General features: G+C 42.4%; 24 protein-coding genes. 8 read left to right on the forward strand and 16 right to left on the reverse strand.

Annotated features, from left to right (window positions below):
- Nucleotides 1–63 precede the first annotated feature (63 nt).
- Nucleotides 64–1,641 carry a multiheme c-type cytochrome gene (locus AAEZ00_RS07865; RefSeq protein WP_351088514.1) on the reverse strand — a complete coding sequence of 526 codons (1,578 nt, stop codon included), beginning with the start codon at nt 1,639–1,641 and terminating at the stop codon, nt 64–66.
- A 510-nt stretch (nt 1,642–2,151) separates the two neighbouring features.
- On the opposite strand from AAEZ00_RS07865, the gene AAEZ00_RS07870 reads away from it, so the two are divergent.
- Nucleotides 2,152–2,754 carry a TetR/AcrR family transcriptional regulator gene (locus AAEZ00_RS07870; protein WP_351088515.1) on the forward strand — a complete coding sequence of 201 codons (603 nt, stop codon included), beginning with the start codon at nt 2,152–2,154 and terminating at the stop codon, nt 2,752–2,754.
- An 87-nt stretch (nt 2,755–2,841) separates the two neighbouring features.
- On the opposite strand, the gene AAEZ00_RS07875 is transcribed toward AAEZ00_RS07870, so the two are convergent.
- Both AAEZ00_RS07875 and norR read right to left on the reverse strand, forming a co-directional pair.
- Nucleotides 2,842–3,600, reverse strand: coding sequence for a DUF1499 domain-containing protein (locus tag AAEZ00_RS07875; protein WP_351088516.1), 759 nt, complete (start codon nt 3,598–3,600; stop codon nt 2,842–2,844).
- A gap of 140 nt (nt 3,601–3,740) precedes the next feature.
- Nucleotides 3,741–5,321, reverse strand: coding sequence for a nitric oxide reductase transcriptional regulator NorR (gene norR / locus AAEZ00_RS07880; protein ID WP_351088517.1), 1,581 nt, complete (start codon nt 5,319–5,321; stop codon nt 3,741–3,743).
- A gap of 188 nt (nt 5,322–5,509) precedes the next feature.
- Between norR and hmpA the strand changes: the two genes are divergently transcribed.
- Nucleotides 5,510–6,691 carry an NO-inducible flavohemoprotein gene (gene hmpA, locus AAEZ00_RS07885; protein ID WP_351088518.1) on the forward strand — a complete coding sequence of 394 codons (1,182 nt, stop codon included), beginning with the start codon at nt 5,510–5,512 and terminating at the stop codon, nt 6,689–6,691.
- 91 nt (nt 6,692–6,782) lie between these two features.
- On the opposite strand, the gene AAEZ00_RS07890 is transcribed toward hmpA, so the two are convergent.
- The 11 genes from AAEZ00_RS07890 to AAEZ00_RS07940 form a co-directional block, all read right to left on the reverse strand.
- Nucleotides 6,783–6,914: a hypothetical protein gene (locus AAEZ00_RS07890; protein WP_351088519.1), complete on the reverse strand. Its 132-nt coding sequence runs from the start codon at nt 6,912–6,914 to the stop codon at nt 6,783–6,785.
- A gap of 233 nt (nt 6,915–7,147) precedes the next feature.
- A complete protein-coding gene (locus AAEZ00_RS07895) occupies nt 7,148–8,305 on the reverse strand; it encodes a PP2C family protein-serine/threonine phosphatase (protein ID WP_351088520.1) in 1,158 nt (385 codons plus the stop codon).
- Between the two features lie 8 nt (nt 8,306–8,313).
- The gene (locus AAEZ00_RS07900; protein ID WP_351088521.1) at nt 8,314–8,889 is read right to left on the reverse strand and encodes an MlaC/ttg2D family ABC transporter substrate-binding protein; all 576 of its coding nucleotides are present in this window, start codon (nt 8,887–8,889) and stop codon (nt 8,314–8,316) included.
- Nucleotides 8,889–9,338, reverse strand: a complete 450-nt coding sequence (gene mlaD / locus AAEZ00_RS07905) for an outer membrane lipid asymmetry maintenance protein MlaD (RefSeq protein ID WP_351088522.1) — start codon at nt 9,336–9,338, stop codon at nt 8,889–8,891. Before mlaD ends, AAEZ00_RS07900 begins: the two co-directional genes overlap by 1 nt.
- 12 nt (nt 9,339–9,350) lie before the next feature.
- Nucleotides 9,351–10,145 carry an MlaE family ABC transporter permease gene (locus tag AAEZ00_RS07910; protein WP_351088523.1) on the reverse strand — a complete coding sequence of 265 codons (795 nt, stop codon included), beginning with the start codon at nt 10,143–10,145 and terminating at the stop codon, nt 9,351–9,353.
- Complete coding sequence (locus AAEZ00_RS07915; protein ID WP_351088524.1) at nt 10,145–10,942, reverse strand: ABC transporter ATP-binding protein; 798 nt, start codon at nt 10,940–10,942, stop codon at nt 10,145–10,147. The genes AAEZ00_RS07910 and AAEZ00_RS07915 overlap by 1 nt, the downstream gene beginning before the upstream one ends.
- The gene (locus tag AAEZ00_RS07920; RefSeq protein WP_101033853.1) at nt 10,935–11,264 is read right to left on the reverse strand and encodes an STAS domain-containing protein; all 330 of its coding nucleotides are present in this window, start codon (nt 11,262–11,264) and stop codon (nt 10,935–10,937) included. The genes AAEZ00_RS07915 and AAEZ00_RS07920 overlap by 8 nt, the downstream gene beginning before the upstream one ends.
- A gap of 6 nt (nt 11,265–11,270) precedes the next feature.
- The gene (locus AAEZ00_RS07925; protein ID WP_101033852.1) at nt 11,271–11,672 is read right to left on the reverse strand and encodes an ATP-binding protein; all 402 of its coding nucleotides are present in this window, start codon (nt 11,670–11,672) and stop codon (nt 11,271–11,273) included.
- A gap of 3 nt (nt 11,673–11,675) precedes the next feature.
- A complete protein-coding gene (locus AAEZ00_RS07930; protein WP_101033851.1) occupies nt 11,676–12,569 on the reverse strand; it encodes an MlaA family lipoprotein in 894 nt (297 codons plus the stop codon).
- A gap of 327 nt (nt 12,570–12,896) precedes the next feature.
- The gene (locus tag AAEZ00_RS07935; protein ID WP_335689381.1) at nt 12,897–13,115 is read right to left on the reverse strand and encodes a DUF6500 family protein; all 219 of its coding nucleotides are present in this window, start codon (nt 13,113–13,115) and stop codon (nt 12,897–12,899) included.
- A 246-nt stretch (nt 13,116–13,361) separates the two neighbouring features.
- Nucleotides 13,362–13,925, reverse strand: a complete 564-nt coding sequence (locus AAEZ00_RS07940) for a TetR/AcrR family transcriptional regulator (protein ID WP_124014082.1) — start codon at nt 13,923–13,925, stop codon at nt 13,362–13,364.
- A gap of 69 nt (nt 13,926–13,994) precedes the next feature.
- On the opposite strand from AAEZ00_RS07940, the gene AAEZ00_RS07945 reads away from it, so the two are divergent.
- The 5 genes from AAEZ00_RS07945 to AAEZ00_RS07965 all read left to right on the forward strand — a co-directional run bounded on the left by AAEZ00_RS07945 (nt 13,995) and on the right by AAEZ00_RS07965 (nt 20,559).
- Nucleotides 13,995–15,068, forward strand: coding sequence for an alcohol dehydrogenase family protein (locus AAEZ00_RS07945; RefSeq protein WP_206191884.1), 1,074 nt, complete (start codon nt 13,995–13,997; stop codon nt 15,066–15,068).
- A gap of 726 nt (nt 15,069–15,794) precedes the next feature.
- Nucleotides 15,795–15,992, forward strand: coding sequence for a twin-arginine translocation signal domain-containing protein (locus AAEZ00_RS07950; protein WP_101033849.1), 198 nt, complete (start codon nt 15,795–15,797; stop codon nt 15,990–15,992).
- 18 nt (nt 15,993–16,010) lie between these two features.
- Nucleotides 16,011–18,869 (forward strand): molybdopterin-dependent oxidoreductase, encoded by a 2,859-nt coding sequence (locus AAEZ00_RS07955; protein WP_124014081.1) that lies wholly within the window; start codon nt 16,011–16,013, stop codon nt 18,867–18,869.
- Between the two features lie 28 nt (nt 18,870–18,897).
- Entirely contained in the window at nt 18,898–19,494 is a 597-nt protein-coding gene (gene fdh3B, locus AAEZ00_RS07960) for a formate dehydrogenase FDH3 subunit beta (protein WP_101033847.1), read from the forward strand.
- Between the two features lie 48 nt (nt 19,495–19,542).
- On the forward strand, nt 19,543–20,559 hold the full coding sequence (locus AAEZ00_RS07965) for a formate dehydrogenase subunit gamma (protein ID WP_351088525.1): 1,017 nt from the start codon (nt 19,543–19,545) through the stop codon (nt 20,557–20,559).
- A 434-nt stretch (nt 20,560–20,993) separates the two neighbouring features.
- Here the strand turns inward: AAEZ00_RS07965 and AAEZ00_RS07970 are convergent, their stop codons facing one another.
- Complete coding sequence (locus AAEZ00_RS07970; protein WP_351088526.1) at nt 20,994–21,713, reverse strand: single-stranded DNA-binding protein; 720 nt, start codon at nt 21,711–21,713, stop codon at nt 20,994–20,996.
- A 64-nt stretch (nt 21,714–21,777) separates the two neighbouring features.
- On the reverse strand, nt 21,778–23,145 hold the full coding sequence (locus AAEZ00_RS07975; protein WP_101033832.1) for an MFS transporter: 1,368 nt from the start codon (nt 23,143–23,145) through the stop codon (nt 21,778–21,780).
- 242 nt (nt 23,146–23,387) lie between these two features.
- Between AAEZ00_RS07975 and uvrA the strand changes: the two genes are divergently transcribed.
- Entirely contained in the window at nt 23,388–26,258 is a 2,871-nt protein-coding gene (uvrA, locus tag AAEZ00_RS07980) for an excinuclease ABC subunit UvrA (protein WP_124013467.1), read from the forward strand.
- The last annotated feature ends 16 nt before the right edge of the window (nt 26,259–26,274 follow it).

Here is a 26,274-nt window from a genome sequence, read left to right on the forward strand (position 1 = left end):
TTAATACAATGAGTTAAATTATTAGATATTAAAATATTAATTTAATATTTTTAATAAAATAAATTACATAGCTTTTTTCATATGATCAGTTAATTGCTGATATCTTGCTTCAGCTTTATGTAAACGTTCTACTTGTGTGTCATCGAATTTACCAGGTTGTGGGAATTCAGATTTATGGCAACTAGAACAGGCATTTGGTAGCACATCAAAATCTGTACAGTAATGTACATTTTTTGGATGCTTCACACTGTCATAGCAAGAACCAAAGTCTTTGTTTATTTTTTCCCAAGATTTAGTCAATTTAGCTTCAGGATCTGCATCAGGAAGTGTAAATTGTTTGAGATAATTAAACTGTGCTAATGATTCTGTCGGAGTAATTGCTTTGAAAACATGCAGTCTGCCATCATAGCGGGTAGAGCGAAGAAAACTAATCATGCCATATGGCATATGACAATCAACACAGTTAACATCCGCTTGCATATGAGAATTCCCCTGATGTTTAGCTGTACCTTTGTCTTTATTATGACAACTTAGACATAAATCATTAGCAGGTAATCGGGTTTTCTGTGTATGTGGATCATGACAGGTTTTGCAATTCATACCGTTTTGAAAATGCTTGGTACTTTCTATTTGCATGGTATAAGACTTTCCTTGTTGGAAATAATCCGTACCAGCCCATTTTTTACGAACATTATCAACGTAAAACTCATCCAGTTTATCGCCAACATTATAGTGTTGACCTTGCCCTAGAGGATTTTTTTCATCGAATTTAATCGGAAGTTCGCTCCAAAAACCATTGTCATAATTAATCGGGTGCCCTGACTGATGACACTGATCGCACTCTTCACTTCCCGTCTTACTGTCTAAGTTTTCTGGATTTACAATATCTTTTTTATCACGACTTTTGGCATGTGCAGCCCCAGGGCCATGACATTTTTCACATCCAATAGCAAATTCAGTTGTTGTCCAAATATTAGTTTTATCTGCTGAACGCCCTAACTTACCTGCATCTGTCCATGTTTCAACATTAAACCCTGTTAAATGGCATTCTGCGCAACGATTCTCATAGTTGTGAAATTGTTCAAATGTAGCTAGCTTCTCATCTGATGAGATAGAACCATCATCATTAAACCAAAATAAGTCAAAAGCATTTCCCCAACGTTCCTGTTTTTCTTCATTATTCCAGTAGTTGAATGGTAAAATCATTAATGAATCTGATTCTTCTACATAGGTAAAAAACATCGTTTGAGAAGTATAACCAACCGCATCTATTTGATATGAAAGTTCACGATTAGGATCTTTTTTATCATGAATGGTGACCCAATATTTTTTCCCTTTCATAAACAAAGTAAATTTTCGGTCTTTATTACTGGTTGTAATAACTTTAGGCTCTTTTTCTGTACCCCACGGCGCACTGATGGAATTATTGTCTTTTGTATATAACTTTCTCATCACGTTTGCATGACGAGTTCCCTGCCATTCTTTATAAACATCTTGATGACATGTTTTACATTTTTGGGAGCCGACGAAATCGCCTCTTGGATTCACATCTTGATTCGCAAACGATGGGTTAAAGCTATTAAAGAATATTATTAGAAAAAACAACGGCATGTTTTTCCCAATGGATTTTAAAGCGTTCATATTTATCACCTCTCATAATTATTATTTTTTGAAAAGTTTAATTAACTATCATCACTTCATAAAAAAAAGACAAAGTCACCCTATAAGAAAGCATTATATTAATAATGAAAACTCACAATAATTAAACTTAAATAGTATATTTACCTAATGTAAAAAATTCAGTAAAACCTCCTTTTATGTAATATATGTTATCAACATAATGAATATAACCCATTCTTGACTGACTGGTCATTAATTAAGTGTTTTTATATACCCAATTAGTGATACACGTCGATTTTTTATTATTAATGGTGAAATATACCTATATGGGAGTGTGAGGTGACGTTAAATAATTATCATATAATTAAACCATACCTAATAAAGTGATTGATTTTATAATTGCGTTCTTATTTAGGCTGCACTAATTCTAATTATTTGACTTAGGGCACAACTAACTACCCCTAAAAATGATATATAATAGGAAGGTGTCTACATTGAAATAGAGCAATAATATACTATTGACGAGGTTATATGGCTGCTGGAAGAAAAAAGGAGTTTGACGAAGACAAAGTTCTTGTTTCTGCTATGAAGGTATTTTGGCAGAAAGGATACGTAGGGACTTCTATGAGTGATCTCACAGAGCAAATGGGTATCAAAAAACAAAGCCTTTACAGTGCTTTTGGTAATAAAGAGCAGCTTTTTATCAAAGCAACTGATTTATACCTTAGCAATAGAGAAGCACATAACTTCAGCCTCCTAAAGCAAGAAGACACCTCTTTGAGTGAAAGAGTGATGAACTGTATGATGTCTATTTTGGTACGCCAGTGCGATTCAAGTGAACACAAGGGCTGCTTTGTCACATTATGCCAGTCGGACTTGTATAGTGAAGACATGCCCGCAGAAGCTACTCAGAAGTTAGTAGATTCAGACAATGATATTATAAAAATGTGGCTAGACTTATTTTCAACCGATCCGGAATCTATAGCATTAGGCCTTGATAAACGCGCTGAAGAATGCGCTATATGCATTTTTACAACACTAAAAGGGACGGCTTGTATGTCTAGAATCAATATGACTTCAAATAACCTAACTTGTGTCATAACCAATTGTCTGAAAAATATAGGCTTACATTAGAATGCTTACACACAAGTATCCTTTTTAAAGTATTTTGACAGTATAATTTTTATTGTTCGCCTTTAACCTATCATCAAAAAACCTCTATTATTCAGTAAACCGCTGACTAAACTCTTGAATACGCTTTGCATTAACACCAGCATCGCCTTTACCAATCCGCGACACGCTGCGTAAATCAATGCGACTGCCCTGTTCAAATGTAGATACAACAACCACAACATCATCTGCAAAATTGAAAAAAGGCGTTGTTGCCGTACTTTCAAAGCGCAGTGCTTTTGGGTCTTGAGCGACAATGGTCCAGCCCATGGTTTTGGCGACACTTAGTGCCTTTTGATAAGCCGCTTCAACGGTTAAATCTGCCATAATAGGCTGAATATTTGGGAAGGCTTGCAACTGCTGTGCAGCGATGTCTGCGCCACCATAAACTAAAGTATTTCTAGCCCCCATTCGGCTATCGGTTAAAAAGACAAACTGCGGTGGTGTTTGAGTATTGGTGGTTATATCGTGGATCGGCGGGTATTTTACTGGCTCGATAACCAAAGCCATAATGCTCGGCGCCAGTATCCCTAAGCCGAGCAGTAACGCCACGGTCGACTTAACGACCCCTTTACCCTTAGTGCCACTGTCTTGCTTAGCACTACTTTTAGCACTAAAACCGGTGACTAATGCCACCAGCGCGATAACCACTACCACATAACCCAATAGGTTATGGTAATTACGGCTGGCCATAAAACCGACGATGGGTTCCCACAATCCCATTGACGATCCAAACACCATTAAAGCCGCTATCGCCACTGCGACCAATGCAACCACTAACGCGACCTTGCCTAAATTATCTTTTTGCATCACACCTATCCTTTAGAAGACTCTAGTTGAGCTAACTTAATCCAACTTATATTGACCTGAAATTATCGATATAAATTTCTAACAAAACATAAAAAATAATTTTGCCAAATAATCTGGCTGATTTTGTAGCTCTTTTACGATTAATACGCAGCGTTAGGATCAAGCCCTAAGCGCTGCATGGTACGAATTAAATTACTTCTATCCAGCTTTAAACACCTAGCAACGGCGGCTAAATTACCTCGTTCGGCCGCTAATACGGTCTGGATCACTTGCCGTTGGTACTCATCGGTTGAATCACGTAATCCTAGGGTTAACACCTGTGATAACTCGATAGTTGAATGATTGTCGCTGATGTTATCAACCTCGGCTATCGCTGGTGCGACAGAATGACTCGGGGAAAACTCGGAACCGAGATGAACACGACTGATACTAATAATGCTGGCATGACGACCTTGCTCGCTAGTGGCACGAAGCGCCGCACGGCTTAGTACGTGTTCTAACTCGCGCACATTGCCGGGCCAATGGTATTGGGTTAACTGATCAATCGCGGTTTGTTGCAGCCTGAGTTTAGTCACCCCAAGCTGATGTTGGTTTTTTTCAAGAAAATAGCCCGCCAGTAAAATAACGTCTTTACCGCGATCACGCAATGGCGGCACAGGTAATGGATACACGCTCAAACGATGATATAAGTCAGCTCTAAAACGGCCTTGTTTTACTTCGAGCTGCAAATTACGATTAGTCGCCGCCACGATCCTAACATCAACAACAATGGTATCGTCACTGCCGACGCGCTGGATCTCACCATTTTGTAAAGTACGCAGTAATTTAGCTTGTACCGCTAGTGGCAACTCACCCACTTCATCTAAAAATAACGTGCCACCATCTGCTAGTTCAAAACGGCCACGACGGTCACTTATGGCCCCAGAATAAGCCCCTTTTACATGGCCAAAGAGTTCACTTTCAACAATGCTTTCAGGCAATGCTGCACAGTTAATTTGCACTAAAGGTTGCTCACTGCGACGTGATTGTTGATGAATACTTTTAGCGACAAGCTCTTTTCCTACGCCAGTTTCACCAGTAATTAATACCGATAGATCACTGCTGGCAACGGTATTAATCTCTGATAATAAATCCCGGATCACGACACTGTTACCAATAATACTCGCCGGTCCCGTGGTCGCTAGCATGTATTGCGCCACTTGATGGTTGCGCTCAACTTGAACTTCTAACGCTTCAATATGTTCACTGGTCTTAATCGCAGCAGCCACTGCGGAAATATAAGCGCGAGTTTCTGTTGGGTTAAGCGCATCAAAGCTACCCGCTTTCATGGCGTCTAGCGTTAACACGCCCCAAGCTTTACCATCAATGTAAATGGTACTGCCCATGCAGTCATGGACATGCAATTGTTCACTGTCATCATCGACTAAACCGTCATAGGGATCAGGCAGTGTCGAGTCAGCATCAAAGCGGGTAATCTGTGGATTAGCTAAAATTTGCTGTAAACGCGGATGATGGTTAATCGAAAATTGTCTCGCTAACGCTTGTTGCTTTAATCCCACAACCGCCACAGGCACCAAATGATCGTGTTTAAGTTTTAACAAGGCCACCACATCACATGGAATAGCGCGTTGAATCGCCAAAATCAGTCGTAAGTAACGTTCAGATTTTACAAGATCACGATTTAAGTCTTCTACAATGTCTATAAAGGGAACAATATTCATAACAAGTCAAATTAACCTAGTTTAGGTTAATTTGACACATATATTGATCTAGGTCAAATTAACCTTTCTATAAATTACATCATATAAATCAGAGGGATAAAAGTTGGCATGTTCTGTGTATTGTTTTAGGTATAACAAGGTAATTGATTGAAGCTTATCGCTATTTTACTCCCTAAAAGGAATCATGAATGTTAGACACTGCAACTGTTCAAATCATTAAGGCCACCGTTCCTGCACTGCAAATGTACGCCAATGACATCACCAGCCATATGTATCCACTACTGTTTGCCCAGCATCCTGAAGTATTGCCTTTTTTCAATCAAACTAACCAAGGTAAAGGTACTCAACCTAAAGCGCTGGCGAATGCCGTGATTGCTTATGGTGCCAATATTGATGAGCTAGGAAATCTAAGCGAAGCGGTCAGTAAAATTGTCCAAAAACATGTGGCATTAGGCATTTTGCCTGATCAGTATGACGCTGTTGGCAGTTGTTTATTGCAGGCCATTAAAGCCGTACTCGGTGATGCAGCAACAGATGAAGTGATTGACGCTTGGGCCAAAGCTTACGGCCAATTAGCCAACATATTGATTGCCGCAGAGGAATCAATTTATAGCGCAAATGAGCAAAAATCCGGAGGTTGGCGCGGCGAACGAGAGTTTATTTTGGTCAAACGCGTGGATGAAAGCTCAGTAATCACCTCATTTTACTTTCAACCACAAGATGACAACGGTATTCCAAGTTTTGAGGCAGGACAATTCCTGACTCTGGTATTTGATGATATCGGCGGTATACCAATGCGTCGTAACTACAGCTTGTCTGACGCGGCCGGTAAAGATTACTTAAGAATTAGTGTCAAACGTGAACCTAATGGGGTGGTATCGAACCACTTACATAGCAATATTCAGTTAGGCGATAAGGTTAAGTTACGCGCGCCAAGTGGTGATTTCACTTTACGTAAAAACACTAAGCCGTTAATTTTACTCACTGGCGGTGTCGGCATTACCCCAGCCATTAGCATGCTCAATACTGAAGCAGGTTCAGGACGCGATATTCGTTTTATTCATGCCGCCATTAACAGTGATGCGCATGCCTTTAAACATCATGTTGATCAACTTGCTTCGACCCATGACAACATTAAGCCACTGTATGTTTACAACCAACCAGAACAAGATTGCCAACCTCATGCGACTGGGTTTATTGATGCCTCAATGATTTCAGAGCAACTGCCTGCAGACCGCGATGTAGAATTCTATCTGCTTGGCCCTACCGGTTTTATGAAAGCAGCATTAGCTATCGCAATGCAATTAGGGGTACCAGAAAGCCAAATCCATTATGAGTTTTTCGGTCCATCTGAAGCATTAACCGCTTAATCGCGCATAAAGCAAAAGAAAACATAAAAAAGCCCTGACCATTCAGTCAGGGCTTTTTAGTCATCTTTAAGACGGGTGCTACAACGGGAGTTTACATAAAAAACATATCATTCCAACCGTCATCAAAACCTAGATTGGAGTTCAGTGCAGCTTGTGCCACTGGATGCTGGGTTGAAGCACTTTGTGATTGGAAATGACCCTGTGGTGTAGTCGATGTAACCATATTGTCACTGCGACGGGTATCCTACTAGTAGAATTACCTGCCAATACTGTAGGTTATTTGATTGATATATTGAGTGTTAAAATAGATGAGTTCTATCCGTTTATTGTCCCCGCCCCTATCTCTTATCCCGAATCCTATCTCTTATCCCGAATCCTATCTCTTATCCCGAATCCTATCTCATATCCCGAATCGTATTTATTATTCAGCATCCCGTCTCTTAACCCGAGTTGAGATTAAATAAACTGGATAGCACACATGGTCAAATCATCCTGAAATTCTGAATAACCGCAAAACAGTTTCATTTGCTGCTCAAGATATTCCAGCATCGCCTCGGGTTGATCGGGTGCAGCACTAATGGCTTTTTCTAAGCGATCGAAACCGAATAACTCTTTTTGAGCATTTTGCGTTTCAATGACCACATCGGTATACACAAACAAAATATCACCTACATCAACGCTGACACTATAGGTATCCCAGTTTTGTTCACGCAGCACGCCAATGGGAATGCCGCCTTGATCTAGGGCTACGAGTCTATTGGCTTTTTTCAAATACGCGTGGGGATGACCGGCATTGGCATAAATAAGTTCTTTTTCTTTGAAATTATAACGTAACACTGTGGCGGTTAAAAAACTGCCGCGAGGCTTTTTAGTAAAAAAATGTTGATTGATATAATTGAGTACCTCAGAAGAACTACTGTTCAAATCTTTCGGTTCGAAGGTGCGTAGAATGGCATCTATCATGGCAGTTTCTACCGCGGCGGCAGGGCCGTGACCCGATACATCGGCCATAATCATTCCTACATCGCCTTGGATTTCTGGATGATTTTTACCCAGATCGACAATGTCTAAATAATCACCTCCCGCACCTTTCATTGCTTTATAGGTATAGGCCATTTTGACAGAACTGAGTTCGATACCTTTGTCTGGCAACATTAACTGTTGCAGGCGCGAAATCTCATCTATCTCATCACGGATCCACACTTGGGCGGCGTTAAGTTGTGAAGATGCTTCTGAAAATTGAAAACTTTTTAACTGGTACAGCAGCTTGAAATACAAGGCGCTAACATGATGCGACTCAACGCCGGCAGGTAAATCGAGCAAAATGATACAATCAAATAAGCTCGATTCTTTACCAAAGGGCAGCGCCCAACATGTCTTGCCATCATCATTTAATGGCAATATTTCAGCAAGGCTATGCTGCAACGACATGGCTGTAAACTGCGTATAGAGTCTGTTGTAGTGATCATCACACAGGGATGAAAAATTACAGCTAATTTGGCCATTTTTCTTAATTAAGTAATAATTAAACTCACCTAATGTGACGGCCAAATTGGTTTTAAACCATAATGTTTCATCAATGATATTGTTGGCTAACGCTCTATCAATATTCAAGGGTAACCTTACTTTTGGGCTAATTTAGCAGCAAGGGCTTCATTTAACCCACTGACACCACTTTGTTTCAACGTTCTTCGATAGTCATTGCTAAATGTACGGATCATCGACAAGCCCTCAGCAACAAAATCATAAATTTTCCATTCATTATTACGTTGATAAAGTCGATACGAAACTGGAATATCATTCTCTTTGGTATGAATTTCAGTATCAACCGTCGCATAGACTTTTTTCTTAATGGTTTCACTGGTGTAATCGACCGTTTGGTTATCATACTCTTCTAACAATATAATATAGGTATCGACTAAAACGCCTTTTAATAACAGCATAAATTGGCGCTTTTCGGTATCGTTTGCCTGTCTCCAATACTTACCTAACACGCGTTGGGCAGAGGCTTGGATGTCAACATGCTTTTCAATCACATCACTGAGTGATTGTTTTTTCTGTTCCGCTGACAATGCACTATCAGATGCAATACCTATGATATCTGCCACACCTAATTTAACGCGATCCGTTGGTTCTTGTGCCGCAAAAACTACAGATGGCATCACTAACAACATGACTAAAAAAATTATTGATTTCATTATTTATCCTGACTAAACATATACTTGCTAATTAACTCTTCGATGCTGATTGATGATTCAGTATCAATAAACTCTTCACCATCGCTCATATTGATCTCTGAGCCACCGCTGGCAATTTTAAGAAATCTGTCGCCAATAATACCGGATGTACGAATAGCGGCCACGGAATCATCGGGTACGGTAATCGTATTATCTAATGACACCTTAACGACAGATTCATACGCTTTAGGGTCGTAATTTATTGATTGAATTAATCCAACACGTACACCAGACATTTCAACAAAGGCACCTTCTTTCAAACCTGAAGAATTTTCAAATTTAGCGACTAAGGTATATTGACCACTATTAGAAATAGATGCCCCGCCAATGGTAATAGACATAAAGACCAAGGCCCCGCTCCCGATTAACACAAATAGGCCGACGAGAAAATTGACGTAATTGTTTTTCATTGTTACCTCTAGTTATAGCGCTAATGAGCTAACGATATAGTCACTAAACAACATAATAATTGCACTCATTACCACCGCCTGAGTGGTGCCATTGCTGACCCCCTCTGCGCCCATATTCTTTTGATCCCGGTGTAAATAATAGCCGTAATACAAGGGTATCCACATAATGAATAAACCAAATACCAACGACTTTATTTGGCCGACTAACACATCTTTAAAGCTAATCGTATCCATCACACCTTGAATATACGCACCAGGACTTTCTCCTTGAATGTGTATGCCGACAATATAACCACCGCCAATACCCACCAGGTCAAACACGGCCGTTAGGATAGGCACACAAATCAATGCAGCCAGCAGTCTTGGCAACATTACATAGCGGTAACTGTTAATCGCCATGCAATCAAGCGCATCAAATTGTTGCTCATTACGCATAATGCCAATTTCTGAACAGGTCGCAGACCCTACCCGTGCAATCACCATTAACGCGGTCATCACCGGGCCCAATTCTTTAATCAGGCTCAAGGCTACTGCCGACCCTAATAAATCTACCGAGCCGAATCGCACTAAGGTATCGTAAAACTGCAGTGCCACGACCATACCGGTAAATAATGCTGCCACAATAATGACGATTAACGATCGATTACCAATAAAATATATTTGCTTAATCACTTGCTTAAATGACACCCGCCCAGTGAATAGGCTGCTAACAATGCGCAGTAAAAATAACGTCGCTAAGCCTAAACTATCAATGTTTTTTCGGGTTGCCGCGCCCAATTTACTAACCGAATCAAATAAGGTCGACATCAATTTTTTTCCTTATCTAACAATCGATTAAGGTAAACCTCACCATCATCTCTGTGAGTATTAGGTTGACGGTTGATCATGTGTTGAATGCGTTCATCTGGCGAATTTTTAATCTCATCAACGGTGCCGTTAGCCACCACTTCTCCGGCAAATAATACCACCACGCGATCGGCAATTTTAAACACACTTTCAAGCTCATGAGTCACCACCACTATGGTCATGTTCATCGCATCTCTTAGGGTTAAAATAAGCTCATCCAATTCTACCGCGGTGGTGGGATCAAGCCCTGCAGAAGGTTCATCAAAAAACAGTAACTTAGGGTCCATAATCACGGCCCGAGCTAATCCGGCTCGCTTGAGCATGCCGCCAGACAGCTCAGAGGGCATAAGATGACCAGTGCCAGCCATATTCATTAATTCAAGCTTCATCCGCACCATAATATCAATGGTTTGAGTATCTAAAGCGGTATTTTGCTCTAAGGGTAGCCTGACATTATCGGCCACCGTCAATGAACTGAGCAGTGCGCCGCCTTGGAACGCCACGCCCATTTTTTGACGTAAGTTGCGTAATGGCTTATTTTTGGCCGTAAAAATATTCACACCATCAATCATGATAGTGCCTGAAGTCGGGGTTTTAAGCCCAAGCATATGGTTGAACAAGGTGCTTTTTCCTGAGCCAGATCCGCCCATCACCACCAGAATTTCTCCGGGTTTGACCTCTAAATTGACATCTTTGAGTACATGGGTGTCGCCATATTGGGCAAACAAATGTTCTACGGTAATGATTGGTTTAACCATTGTTACTCACAGCTGCTACTGAATCTACTAAGTTAAATACTGTGTTTAACCGAGTTAATTGCAGTACTTGAAGAGGGGAACCGTTGGCACCAGCTATATGAAACTCAGTGTCGTTTTCTCTGGCTTCATTGAACGCCTCAACCAGTGACGCCATACCTGAGCTGTCGATATATTGCAGATGGGTAAAGTCGACAATGATGTTATTTTTACTCTTAATTAATTTTATAATGTCGAGTTTGATACTGCGCGAATTGTTCAGATCCACTTCACCATAAAGCTTAATCACTTGGTAATTGTTCTGTGTTTCAATTTCAATATTCATTTTATATCACTTAAATTTAACCGTCAGTTCTAACCAATTGCCTTTACCTTTATGCGGGATAAGTCGTACTTTCTCTGCCACATAATGGATCAGGCAAAGGCCTAATCCACCGGGTTTACATAAATCATTTTCTGTCGGTGTTAATTGCTTGTCAGTAATCTGCGAACACACATCTTTAATCACAAATAGCGCATGATCATCATGACTGCTAATCACTAGTTCTAAACAGCCTTTGCTCGACATGTGGTAACCATGACGAATAACATTGGCGCAAGCCTCATCAACGGCTAATACGATTTCATTGACTTTACCTTCGCTAAAAGGAAAGTCGCGGCAAGCATCTATCACAAATCCGCGAATATTTTTTAATTCACTCGTACAAGAGGAAAACGTTTTGATGTTTGACATTGGCTAGTCCGTTATCTCGAAATGAGTTTTGTCGTCTACTTTTTTGTCATCTATTGGTTTGTCGTCTATCGGTTTATCGTCTACTGCTTGGTTATTTAATGGTTTGGTCTCTAACGTTTTAATATCTAAAGGTTGTTCATCTACTAATTCGTTATCAAGTGGTTCGTCACCTAATAGTTCGTCATCAAGCTCCATGTCAAACTCTAAGTCAAACTCATCAGTCTCAATCTCATCGGTCTGGCCATCATTGACCAAGTGCGCATCCCGTTGCAGATAGACATCTTTAACATAGCCATAAGGATCTAACGACCCATCTAATATGGGTTCATATTGCTGAAATTCAATCCTACTGTCTAAACCTTCTACTACAAATTTACCGGCTCTTTGCTCAAATGAAAGAATAGATAAAGGATAGACAAAAATATCAACAAAATCACCGACGGTATTGCGTGCCGTGCTGGCGCCATAAACAGGCCACATAATATAAGGCCCATTACCGATCCCCCATGCACCAAATGTTTGCGCAAAGGTCTCTTCTTTCTTAGGTAATCCCATGCCAGTGGCGGGGTCAAAAATACCGACAAGACCAATTGTTGTGTTCAATACAAATCGTAACACTGTGCTGCCACTGTCGGTCACTTTACCTTGTAGAAGATTGTTCACGGCGTAGAGTGGTTCGCTTAAATTCGATAGCAGGTTCGTCACACCATTTCGGATAGAATGAGGAACATATTCATAACCTTCGGCGGCGGGTTTTAGCAGATGTTTATCCATTATCTGGTAATTGAAATACCAACTTTTTCGATTAACCGATTCTAGTGGATCACCCGGTGTGGAGGTGCTAGCACATCCACTTAAAAACAGTAGCGTGAACATAATAACTAATAGTCGACCCATTACTGCCACCCATTCCTCCGGCTTTTATTCAAAAGTATCTGCTCTCTATATTGGTATTGAGCACAACATTTACTATCGTTTACGATACTCAAGATTGGAAATATAACATTAAAACCACTGAAACCATTAATACAAGTTTGATTGATCGTTCAAAAATAACTTATGTCGTGATCGAATCAGCTAAATGACCCACCTTATCCATTAAGGTATGGCTTAACATGCTCGTTGATCGTTTGTTGATGACTAGTTGGTTGATGACGGGTTGTTGATGATGGGTTGTTGATAACCGATTGTTAATAACTTAACGCGCATAAGTGCTGCAGATCATTACAAGCCATTATTAATCATTTGTTTAATTTTATCAGCCTTAACGAAATGATCTAATTGATGAGTCTGGATCCACCATGTCGCCGCTTCCATCAGTAGCTCAGGATTATCATTTTTATTGGCAAAAAAAGCATAAAATGACAACCCCACATTATCGCCTTTACTGGCAATTTTTTTATCACAAACGTCGATAATTTTAGCTCTTAATTTATCTCTCATCATTTATCTCTCATCATTTATCTCGGATAGTTTGTCTCGGATAGTTTGTCTCGGATAGTGTATAGCCATCAGCAGATGGTGTTTATAGGATATTGCCATCGCAAAAAAATATCTGCTGATATTTTAAAAAGTGGTATATCACGGTCAATTCTTCGTTAGCGTCGCGCCCAAAAAGCTACCGCCGCAGTTATGACAGCTATAAAATCGACATTAACTTATGGAACATAATTGCAGTCATACTCAAGGCTATTGATTGTGTTTGATTTTAGCACTCTGCTTAATTATCCATTCAGCCTGCTTGATCACCTGCAGGCAGTTCTCCCGAGGTGAGCCAATTGCAGATATAGCGGTTACGCCCTCGAGTAGTATTATCAATATTGAAACCAAATCGTCATCAGAAATACCGTCATGCTGTAAGCGTTGAGTAAGGTCAACTCGCATTCGCTGCTTGTGCTCCAAGACGAAATTCTCGATACGTGAGTGCTTACCCTTATATTCTGCTAAAGCGTGCATGTAAAAGCAGCCATGACTAGCCTCTTTCTCTAACCAGTTCAGCAATGAATAAAACGGGATCAGTGCATGGAAGTGAGATGTATTTAAGCGCGCTAATCTAGCAAAATCTTGAAAGTAGCGAGACTCACGTTCACCCATAATGCATAGAACTAAGTCTTCCTTGGACGGGAAGTGCTTATAGAGCGTTCTCTGCGTTGTCCCTGCTTTTGAAGCTATCCTTGCAACACCTGTGCGATGAAAACCCTCTTCATAAAATAACTTTTCAGCGGTGTGCATTATATCATTTTTTTTTGACAATTTTCGCCTCTACATGCAAGTATAGTGACCACTATACAACGAATACCATTCTATAGGAAAGATGTGCTAATGATGAATAAAACAATGAAAGCCGTTGTGACCATGGGCAGTGGCGGAATGGAGCAACTGGTCTATAAAGATGTCCCCATTCCAGAACTGCAAGCAAATGAAGTTCTCGTTCGTGTGCTCGCAGCGGGTGTGAACAACACCGAAATTAATACCCGTTTAGGCTGGTATTCTGCCAAGGTGAGTGAGTCAACCAATAATATGGCCGACAACGTGGATCAACAAGCGTTAGCTGATGGAGGCTGGAATGCGGCAACACCATTTCCGCTGATCCAGGGAACAGATTGTTGTGGTGAGGTCTTAAAAACAGCAGAGAACCACGATCAACATCTTGTTGGCAAGAGAGTGTTAATTCGACCTTGTATCCGGGTAAATGGATTTGATTCGTTGGACAATATCTGGATGGCATCTGACTTTGATGGTGCATTCGCCCAATACGTGAAAGTGCGGGCTACAGAAGTTTTCCCTATTGATTCAACATGGCAAAATGATGAATTGGCGAGCATACCGTGTGCTTACGGCACCGCAGAAAACATGCTTCATAGAGCACAGGTTATCCAAGGTGAGCGAGTGTTAATTATGGGAGCCTCTGGCGGCGTAGGTTCAGCGGCTGTTCAGTTAGCGAAACGTCGAGGCGCGCACATCATTGCGGTCGCATCATTAAAAAACCATGCCCAGCTGAAAAAAATGGGCGCAGATAGTGTCTTTGATCGTGAGGCAAATCTCGTTAAGGAGTTGGGTGAATCATCAATAGATGTCGTTATTGATAATGTGGCCGGTGATAAGTTCGGCCGTGCTCTGCAAATATTAAAACGCGGTGGACGCTTGGTGACTTCAGGAGCTATAGCTGGACCGATTGTGTCATTAGACCTTCGCCAACTCTATTTAAAAGATATTGGGTTGATCGGTACAACGGCATGGGATGAACCCGTGTTCCCCAACCTAATAAGGTACATTGAAAACAATGAAATAAAACCTTTGGTCGCAAGAACATATGCTTTGGAAAATATTGTAGAAGCTCAAACTGAGTTTTTGAAAAAACAGCATTTTGGCAAATTCGTCCTACTGCCAAGCTAATTTATCGCTAGTGTTAACCCGCTATTGCTAACCCGCTAGTGTTAAACAAGAATGCAACGCACTTCTCGCTGGTACTATACGGCTGTGTATTTGCTGATTAAGATGGTTAATCGCAGGGCCAATTACCGACTAATACCGATAGCTAATCAATCAGCCTGCTACACAGCAATCCGGCCGCGCTACTCAAGAGATCCTTAACAGCATCTATGCTTAACGCCAGCATATAGATCACGGTATTGGTCTTGTTTAGGCTGATATTTGATATAATCATTCTAAGAAAATTGTACCTGATAGCCTACCCAAAGATGTTGATTGTCTTAAGCAATGCTTGCTTAAGACGCTTGCGGCTAAAGCGAATGGGCTAACACCATTCGATAACATTTAACCCTGCTTAGAGCTATTATCCTACCCAAACTGCGATCTCAACAGCCTCTTTCCCTGGTGCATTAATCTAGGCAAGACGTCGTTCGCCAGACGCTGACTATTGATTTTATATCGCTGCTGTTTTAGTGAACAGTCACCAGTGTGATCTGGCAAACATTTTTAGCTTTTTTATGAATAAACCTCCACATTCTTAATATAGATCAATTAAGCCTATTCTCATTCTTTTAGTATGACCGCGAAAATAAGCACTACATATATATGTAGTGATTATTCATTTTTATACAACAAAAATGCAACCTCTACAACATGTTGCAGAAAATAGTCGTTTCGATGGGAGATTTAATGAGTAAGCAACAACTTGATTTGAATCGCAGGTCTTTACTAAAAGCCATCACTATTGGTGGTACAGCAAGTGTCGCGATTGCCGCAACTGGCATGAATATTGCTAATGCAACAGAAAAAAGTGCTAGCACTTCTCGCACTAAAGGCTATCAAGAAACAACTCACATTCGCAATTATTACGATAGCTTACGCGGCTAGTTTAGGAGAATTTAAGCGATGAAATTAACTCGCAAATCAATCACGGCTCCTACCAATGAAGCTTCAAACAAGCTTGGTATTAATCGTCGTCAATTTATGAAGCAAATGAGTGTTGCCACCGGCGGTATTGCGGCAGCATCAATGATGGGCACTGGCATGATCCGTCGTGCTGAAGCCAAAGATGTGCCCCACAATGCACCCACTGAAATCAAACGTACTGTATGTAGTGCGTGTGCCGTAGGGTGTGGTGTATATGCCGAAGTACAAAATGGCGTGTGGACTGGTCAAGAGCCTGCATTCGATCACCCATTTAACAATGGTGGACATTGCGCTAAAGGTGCGGCATTACGCGAACATGGTCACGGTGAAAAACGCCTTAAATACCCAATGAAATTGGTCGGCGGCAAGTGGAAAAAAATATCTTGGGAGCAAGCTTTTAACGAAGTAGGCGACAAGATGACGGATATTCGTAAAGAGTCAGGTCCTGATTCGATCTACTTTATGGGTAGCGCTAAGTTTTCGAACGAAGGCTGCTACATGTATCGCAAATTTGCCGCCATGTGGGGCACGAACAACATCGACCATTGTGCTCGTATTTGTCACTCTACCACGGTAGCCGGTGTTGCTAACACTTGGGGTTACGGTGCGCAAACTAACTCTTTTAATGATATTCAAAATGCCAATGCAATCTTCTTTATCGGTGCTAACCCTGCAGAGGCGCATCCGGTTGCAATGCAACATATCATGATCGCAAAAGAGAAAAACAACGCTAAATTAATCGTTGTCGATCCTCGCTTTACCCGTACTGCTGCACACGCAGACCTACATTGTGGCCTACGTCCTGGTACTGACATTCCGTTTATCTACGGGATGTTATGGCACATCTTTGAAAATGGTTGGGAAGATAAAACCTTTATTAAAGAACGTGTTTTCGAAATGGAATCCATTCGTGCAGAAGCCAAGAAGTTCCCACCTAAAGAAGTGGCCAGTGTCACAGGTTGTAGCGAAGAAGAAGTTTACCAAGCCGCTAAACTAATGGCTGATAACCGTCCAGGTACCGTTATTTGGTGTATGGGTGGTACTCAGCATCACGTGGGTAATGCTAACACACGTGCTTATTGTATTTTACAGCTTGCGCTTGGCAACATGGGTGTCTCAGGTGGTGGTACTAACATCTTCCGTGGTCACGATAATGTACAAGGCGCGACTGACTTAGGTTTATTATTCGATAATCTACCGGGTTACTACGGTTTAACCTCTGGCGCATGGGAACATTGGACCAATGTCTGGAGCCTAGATTTAGATTGGGTTAAATCACGCTTTGATCAAAACAAATATTTAGGCCGTGTACCAATGAATACCCCGGGTATTCCATGTTCTCGCTGGCACGATGGTGTGTTAGAAACGCCTGAGCATTTAGCTCAGAAAGACCGTGTGCGTATGGGCTTCTTCTGGGGACAATCGGTTAACACTGAAACTCGTCAGGCTGATGTACGTGATGCACTAGACAAGATGGACACTGTGGTAGTGGTTGATCCATTCCCAACCATGGCAGCAGTTATGCACCGTCGTCAAGATGGCGTGTACTTGTTACCTGCAACGACTCAATTTGAAACAGAGGGTTCAGTCTCTAACTCTGGTCGTAGCCAACAATGGCGTGAAAAAGTGATCGAGCCATTATTTGAATCGAAAACTGACCTTGAAATCATGTACCGCTTATCGCAAAAGCTGGGCTTTGATAAAGAGTACACCAAGCGTATCGCTAAAGATTCAAGCGACATGTTGGTGATAGAAGACATTACTCGCGAAATTAACCGTGGTATGTGGACTATTGGTATGACGGGCCAAAGCCCTGAGCGTATTAAGCAACACACCCAAAACTGGGGCTTATTCAGCAATAAGACCCTAGAAGCTGCCGGTGGCGAAGTAAAAGGTGAAACCTACGGTTTACCTTGGCCATGTTGGGGAACACCAGAACAGAAACATCCAGGTACTCAAATTTTGTATGACACAAGTAAACATGTGTCAAAGGGTGGTGGTAACTTCCGCGCCCGTTACGGTGTTGAATACCAAGGAAAAAATCTATTAGCAGAAGATAGCTTCTCTAAAGGTGCAGAAATCCAAGACGGTTACCCTGAGTTCACTTCAGGCATGCTTAAACAGCTTGGCTGGTGGGATGATTTAACGGCTGAAGAGAAACAATATGCTGAAGGCAAAAACTGGAAAACCGATATTTCTGGCGGTATTCAGCGTGTCGCGGTGAAGCATGGTTGTAGCCCTTATGGTAACGCTAAAGCGCGTTGTATCGTGTGGAATTTCCCCGATCAAGTGCCTATCCACCGTGAACCCTTGTATACCCCGCGTCGTGACTTAGTCGCTAAATATCCCACTTACGATGATATGCAAGTTCACCGTTTACCGACCTTATATAAATCAATTCAACAGCATGATAGTTCTATTAAATATCCTTTAATACTGACTTCTGGCCGTTTAGTTGAGTATGAGGGCGGTGGTGAAGAGTCGCGTTCTAACCCTTGGTTGGCAGAATTACAGCAAGAAATGTTTGTTGAAATTAACCCAGCGGATGCAGCGGATCGCGGACTACGCGATGGTGACTCAATATGGTTAGAAGGCGCTGAAGGTGGACGCATTAAGATTAAGGCCATGGTAACGCCACGCGTTAAGCCTGGTGTGACTTGGATGCCTTATCACTTTGCCGGTGTCATGCATGGCGAAAGTTTAGCGGCTAACTACCCAGAAGGCACAGTGCCTTACGTTATTGGTGAATCTGCTAACACGGCATTGACTTATGGTTATGACCCTGTAACTCAAATGCAGGAAACCAAGGCATCGCTTTGTCAGATTGAAAAAGCGTAATTGCAGTTAAGCGAGGAGAATTGCCAATATGGCTACAATGAAATTTTTATGTGATACCAAGCGCTGCATCGAATGTAACGGTTGTGTCACAGCTTGTAAAAACGAAAACGACTCTGCTTTAGAGTGGGGTATTCAACGTCGTCGCGTGGTGACACTGAACGACGGTGTTCCTGGTGAAGTGTCTATCTCAGTCGCATGTATGCATTGTACCGATGCACCTTGTATGGCGGTGTGTCCGGCAGATTGTTTCTACCGTACCGAAGACGGCATCGTGCTACACAACAAAGATACGTGTATCGGTTGTGGTTATTGCTTCTATGCCTGCCCATTTGGTGCGCCGCAGTTCCCGCAAAAGAGTACTTATGGTGGCCGCGGCAAAATGGATAAATGTACCTTCTGTGCCGGTGGCCCAGAAGAAGATCATTCAGAAGCTGAGCATCTAAAATACGGTTCAAACCGTATCGCAGAAGGTAAATTACCCATGTGTGCCGAGTTATGTGCGACTAAGGCATTACTTGCGGGCGACGCTGGCATAGTATCTGACATTTATCGTCAGCGCATGGCAGCACGTGGTAATCCCAATGCAATTTGGGGTTACGATCCTAAAACAGGCGAAATAATCTAATCAGAGCATGGGCTGCGACCTTGTTCGCAGCCATTTTAAGGAGTGACAATGTTAACGTTAATGTTAAACAAATCATTGCGCAGGATATTTGCTCTGTTGGTTCTGTGTATGGGATTGGGGTTGGCTACAGTGCCTGTGTATGCCGCCGATGAACAATCAAGCCAGCAACAAGCAAAGTCGATGACCAGTGATGCCGATCTCTGGCGTGCAATAAAAGCCGGTGAATCAGGCTACAGCACATATAAAGGTGTAGATGCTGATATTCTAATAAATGTCGCGGGTAATGAAGGCAAAATATTACGAAATACTTATCTAAAACCGTTACTAGGCCTAGCTTTTGTCGGGGTTTTTGTAGCCTTTTTAGTCTTTTACTTTGTTAATGGTCCATCTACACTGAGTAAAGGCTTTTCCGGCAAAATGGTCTTTCGTTGGAGCAAAGCGGATCTTTGGTTGCATTGGATTATGGCCGTATCGTGCCTAATCATGATGTTAACTGGTTTGGTCATTATGCTTGGACGCCATTTCTTAGCCCCGTATGTCGGCGACGATATTTGGGCAGGAATAATCGCCTTTAGCAAGTTTAGCCACGATTGGTCTAGCCCCATTTTTATGGTGTCTTGGCTGTTGTGTATCATCAAGTGGATGCCACTGCAAACCGTTAAGCTGTATGATTTAAAATGGTTTTTAGTGGTCGGTGGCTACATTAACTTTGGCCCGTTTAAAGGCAAACACCCAGACAGTGGGTTTGCTAACGCGGGTGAAAAAATGTGGTTCTGGAGCTTAGCTATTTTCGGTCTTTGCATCAGTGTTTCGGGGATAATGTTAGTCTTCCCTATGCTCGATTTACCACGTGAGCTGTCAATGCTCGCACTCCTTGTGCATGGCGTAAGTGCGGTGATTATTGTCGCGTTTACCATAGTGCATATTTGGATGGCGACCGTACTCAGTGAAGGCGGTATGGAGTGTATGGTGTCGGGCTATTGCGACGAAAACTGGGCTTCGCAGCACCACAACCTTTGGTACGACGAAATTAAAGCCAATGGCACGTTAAAATACAAAGAGTAAACCTGTAATACTAGTGTTAACACACGCGTTTATTGCAGAAATAAAACACCTTGTCAGGTTACTGGCAAGGTGTTTTTTATGACAAGACCTAATGGTTTTACTTCAAATAGAGAGTGAATATAAGATGAATTTAATCAATTGCTTAAAATGTTTTCATTGGTCGATCGGTTCAATAAACTATATTAATTGGAAGTTAGCCTGTTGCTAGAGCACAAACATGTTACTTGGGCGTAACTCATCTTCTGACTTGGTGACATCTGTGAATAACCATATTCGATCTAGCATCTTAGCTTTACTAAGAGCAACGATAACCCTTTTTAGGTACAAAAAAAGTTTACAGAAGTTATAACACTTAACTGTAAACTTTTAATTTAAACTATTGTTGTTATTGATTTAAATTATCAAACTTAACAAATATTAGTCTCTGGTAAACGTCAGAACGGAATATCGTCATCCCAGCCTTCATCCAAATCTGGAGTGAAGTTTTGTTGTGGTTGTGGTGCTGGGCGCTGTGCTGGGGCATTTTGTGGTTGGAAATTACCCTGTGGTGCAGCGGCTGGCTTTGGTGCATACGCTGGAGCGGCTTGTTGCGCTGGTGCCGGTTGTTGCTGGTAACCACCTTGCTGGCCAGCATCTGGTTGAGCTTGGTAAGCAGGTGCAGTTTGATTATATTGTGCTTGTGGCGGACGAGCTTGAGGTGCTGGCGCGGGACGAGACTGTTGTTGTCCCATCTTTTGTCCAGGGTTTTGCCCCGAGTTCTGTCCTTGCCCCTGATATTGACCTTGACCACCACTGGCGTTATCACCACCCGAGTTACGGCTGTCTAACATTTGCATTTCCATGGCGTTGATTTCAGTTTTATAGCGGTCTTGACCGGTAGTCTGATCTTGCCATTTATTGGTTTGCAATTTGCCTTCTAAATAAACTTTAGAGCCTTTCTTTAAGTACTCGCCTGCAATTTCCGCAAGACGACGATACATTACAATGTTGTGCCACTCGGTCCGCTCTTGCGTTTGACCTTGCTGGTCTTTCCACGACTCACTTGTCGCTACGGTAAAGTTAGCTACGGCATTGCCATTTGGCATGTAACGAACCTCAGGGTCTTTACCTAAGTTACCTACCAAAATGACTTTATTCACACCACGACTGGCCATCGAAATCTCCTGAGATTTTTATCTGTTTACTTATCTGAATACTAAGCTTAGCGATCAATACGATCTAATCCACAGAGCCTAACACAGCTCGCGCTTCGCTTAAATTGAATTTATCATCGACCTTTAAATAAGCCGCTTTCTCTTCGAGTACCACAATGGCTTCAACGACGCCAATTAACTGCGACAATTTGCTGGCCATATTTTGTGCATCGGATTTATCTTTTACTGTAGCTTCAAGGGTATAGCTTTTCAATAGTACAGGTTTTTGCATGCCTATGGTCAAGAATAACCACACACACATCAGTCCTAGTGCGACAAAAAACACCCCGGATGCGCCGACGAGTTGATAGGCTCCGCCGCCTAACATGCCGCCGCAAAAGGCACCTAAAAACTGGCTGGTCGAATACACGCCCATGGCCGAACCTTTATCACCGACAGGACAAAACTTAGCAATTAAACTCGGTAGTGATGCTTCAAGGTAGTTAAAGCCGGTGAAAAATAATACTACGGCGCCACTGAGCACCCAAATATTATCAGCATAAAACCCCATCATGCCAAGTGACACCATCATGATCATCAACGACAATTGGAACATGGTTTTGGTGTTGTTGCGTTTAACCCCAATGATGATCAGCGGCACCATTAAGAAAAAGGCCCCAACAAACGCGGGAAAGTACAGCATCCAATGTTTTTCTTTGACTAAACCAGCATCAACCAAATCTAATGGTAAGGCGACAAACACCGCGGTGAGCACTAAATGCAGAATAAAAATGCCTGCATCTAAGCGAAATAATTGTGGGTCTAACAACATACGCTTGAGTTTTGTCGGGGTTGCTACCGTATCGCCTCTAGGCGCTTGGCTAATTGGATTGGGCACAAAAAACTGCACGATTAACATACCCAATACGGCTAATACTGCGGTTAACAAAAACAACCCTGTTAAGCCTAAATACTGCGCCACAATCGGTCCGACTAATAATGACAAGGCGAATGAAAAACCAATACACATGCCAATGACGGCCATCACTTTAGTGCGTTGTTCGTCTCGGGTTAAATCGGCGGCAAGGGCTAACACGGCTGCAGCAATGGCTCCCATACCTTGTACTGCACGGCCAAATACCACGCCATAAATGTGGTCCGACGATGCGGCGATTAAACTACCAATCGCAAACAAGACTAAACCACCGAGAATAATCGGCTTACGTCCGTATTTGTCGGACAAAATACCCATAGGGATCTGTAAAAAAGCCTGGGTTAATCCATAAGCACCAATGGCAATACCTACCCACAGCGGTGAAAAGCCTTCTAAATGCTGACCATACAGCGCGAAGACAGGCATAATCATAAACAATCCCATCATTCGTAAACCAAACACTCCGGCTAACGAAAATGCGACCTTTTTCTCCAAACCTGACAGTCCATTACTGGCCATGCGGTGCCCTTTGATAAGTGATTCAACAATATTATGAGCTGCGCATATTATCACAGCGACATAAATTAGCTCAAAAGGAAATCACAGTTTTTGATATAAGATGTTTTATGGGTGCACGTTAAACCTTAGGTCTGTTCGATGCGTATCTTAAAACCACCATAGACAAAATTGATATGAAGTCCGCCAATAAACTATGCGATACTGATTGCTGTTTTGTTTTACACAAGTCATAGAGCGAGTCGATGGATAAAATTGAAATACGCGGTGCCCGAACCCACAATCTTAAGAACATCAATCTAACCATACCCCGTGACAAACTTATTGTGATAACAGGGTTATCCGGTTCAGGAAAATCATCATTAGCCTTCGATACCTTGTATGCAGAAGGTCAACGTCGTTATGTCGAATCGCTGTCGGCCTATGCGCGTCAATTCTTGAGCATAATGGAAAAGCCCGATGTTGATCATATTGAAGGCTTAAGTCCTGCCATTTCAATTGAACAAAAATCAACCTCACACAATCCGCGCTCCACCGTCGGTACCATTACCGAAATCTATGACTATTTACGTTTATTATTTGCCCGTGTGGGTGAGCCTCGTTGCCCAACGCATAACCAGCCTTTATCGGCGCAAACGGTCAGCCAAATGGTTGATAGAGTATTAGCCTTACCAGCAGACAGCCGCCAAATGCTGCTTGCACCGGTGGTAAACGATCGTAAAGGCGAGCACGTTAAGCTGCTTGAAAGCTTATCGGCACAAGGCTATATCCGTGCTCGTATTGACGGTGAAGTGTGTGACTTAACCGATCCTCCAACATTAGATTTACACATCAAACACACCATTGAGGTGGTTGTCGATCGTTTCAAAGTTCGCGAAGACATGAAACAGCGCTTAGCGGAGTCGTTTGAAACGACTTTAGAACTGTCTGGTGGTATCGCTAAAATTGCCAGTATGGAAGATAACAATATTGAAGAGCTGATATTCTCGGCTAATTTTGCCTGTCCACATTGTGGCTATTCGATGGCAGAACTTGAGCCACGAATTTTCTCATTTAACAATCCGGCTGGCGCGTGCCAAACCTGTGACGGTTTAGGCGTGCAGCAATTTTTTGATCCAGAACGCGTCATTACCAATACCGAATTGTCGCTGGCTGGCGGGGCTATTCGCGGTTGGGACAGACGTAACTTTTATTATTTCCAAATGCTCAGTTCACTGGCCGAGCACTATAAATTTGACGTCGAACAGCCATTTGAAGCCCTTAGCGACAAAATCAAAAAAATAGTCCTGTATGGGTCTGGCAAACAAAGCATCGCCTTTAAATACATTAATGACCGCGGCGACGTAGTGGTGCGTAATCATCCGTTTGAAGGCATTTTAAATAATATGGACCGCCGCTACCGCGAAACCGAAAGTAACTCGGTACGCGACGAACTGTCTAAGTTTATTAATATGCAACCTTGTAACAGCTGTGGCGGCTCGCGCTTACGTGAAGAAGCCCGCAACGTGTTTATTGGCGAACTCAATTTACCCCAGCTAACAATGTGGTCGATTGGCGAAACCAAACAATACTTCGATACGGTCGTGTTTGAAGGTCAACGGGCCAAAATTGCCGAAAAAATCTTAAATGAGATCAGTCAACGCCTCGGTTTTTTGGTCAATGTAGGCCTTAACTACCTAAGTTTGTCACGCTCAGCCGACAGCTTATCGGGTGGCGAGGCACAACGTATTCGTTTAGCCAGCCAGATTGGTGCTGGTTTAATGGGCGTGATGTACGTGCTTGATGAGCCGTCAATTGGTTTACATCAACGCGACAATGAACGCTTATTACAAACATTAATCCACCTGCGCGATTTAGGTAACACTGTCATTGTGGTCGAACACGATGAAGATGCTATTCGTCTTGCTGATCACATTATTGATATCGGCCCTGGTGCTGGTGTTCATGGCGGTGAAGTCATTTGCGACGGTACCCTAGAAGATATTGTTAACTGTGAAGCGTCTGTCACGGGTCAATATATTTCCGGTAAAAAGCAAATACACATTAGTGACGAGCGCACCCCAATCGATCCGAAAAAGGTAATTGAGTTATTTGGCGCATCGGGTAATAACCTAAGAGATGTTGATTTAACCATTCCAGTGGGATTATTTACCTGTGTTACTGGGGTATCTGGCTCAGGTAAATCGACACTGATTAACGACACCTTCTTTAAAATAGCTCATCATATGCTCAATGGTGCCACCGTTGACGAACCCGCGCCCTACAAAAGCATTAAAGGCATGGATCATTGCGACAAAGTAGTCGATATCGATCAAAGCCCGATTGGCCGCACGCCACGATCTAATCCTGCCACTTATACGGGTATTTTCACCCCAATACGTGAGCTATTTGCTGGCACACAAGAATCGCGCACCCGGGGTTATCTGGTAGGTCGATTTTCGTTTAACGTCAAAGGCGGTCGCTGTGAAGCCTGCCAAGGTGATGGCTTAATTAAAGTTGAGATGCATTTTTTACCAGACGTATACGTGCCTTGTGATGCTTGTAAAGGTAAGCGCTATAACCGCGAAACCTTAGAAGTAAAATACAAAGGCAAGAACATTCACGAAGTGCTGCAAATGACGGTTGAAGATGCTCGTGGCTATTTTACTGCTATTCCATCAATAGCACGTAAACTGCAAACCTTAATGGATGTAGGCTTGTCGTACATTCGTTTAGGCCAAAGTGCAACCACCTTGTCTGGCGGTGAAGCCCAACGGGTTAAATTAGCTAAAGAGTTGTCTAAACGCGACACGGGTAAAACCTTGTATATTTTGGATGAACCGACTACCGGCCTGCACTTTGCCGACATTCAACTATTGTTAGAAGTATTGCATCGCTTAAAATCTCACGGCAACACTGTGGTGGTGATTGAGCATAATTTAGATGTGATTAAAACGGCAGACTGGATTATCGATTTAGGCCCTGAAGGTGGTGCTGGCGGCGGAATGATTTTAGCCACCGGCAGCCCAGAAGATATCGCAGAGCATCCAGAGTCGCATACGGCCAGATTCTTAAAGCCCAAGCTTGCGTTACACAACAAACGGGTAAAGGCGAAAAAAGCCCAATCCGAGGCTTAGATCAACGACCAAGCCT

The sequence above is a fragment of the Shewanella sp. S1-49-MNA-CIBAN-0167 genome, assembly GCF_040310145.1.
In the GTDB taxonomy this organism is placed as follows: domain Bacteria; phylum Pseudomonadota; class Gammaproteobacteria; order Enterobacterales; family Shewanellaceae; genus Shewanella; species Shewanella psychromarinicola.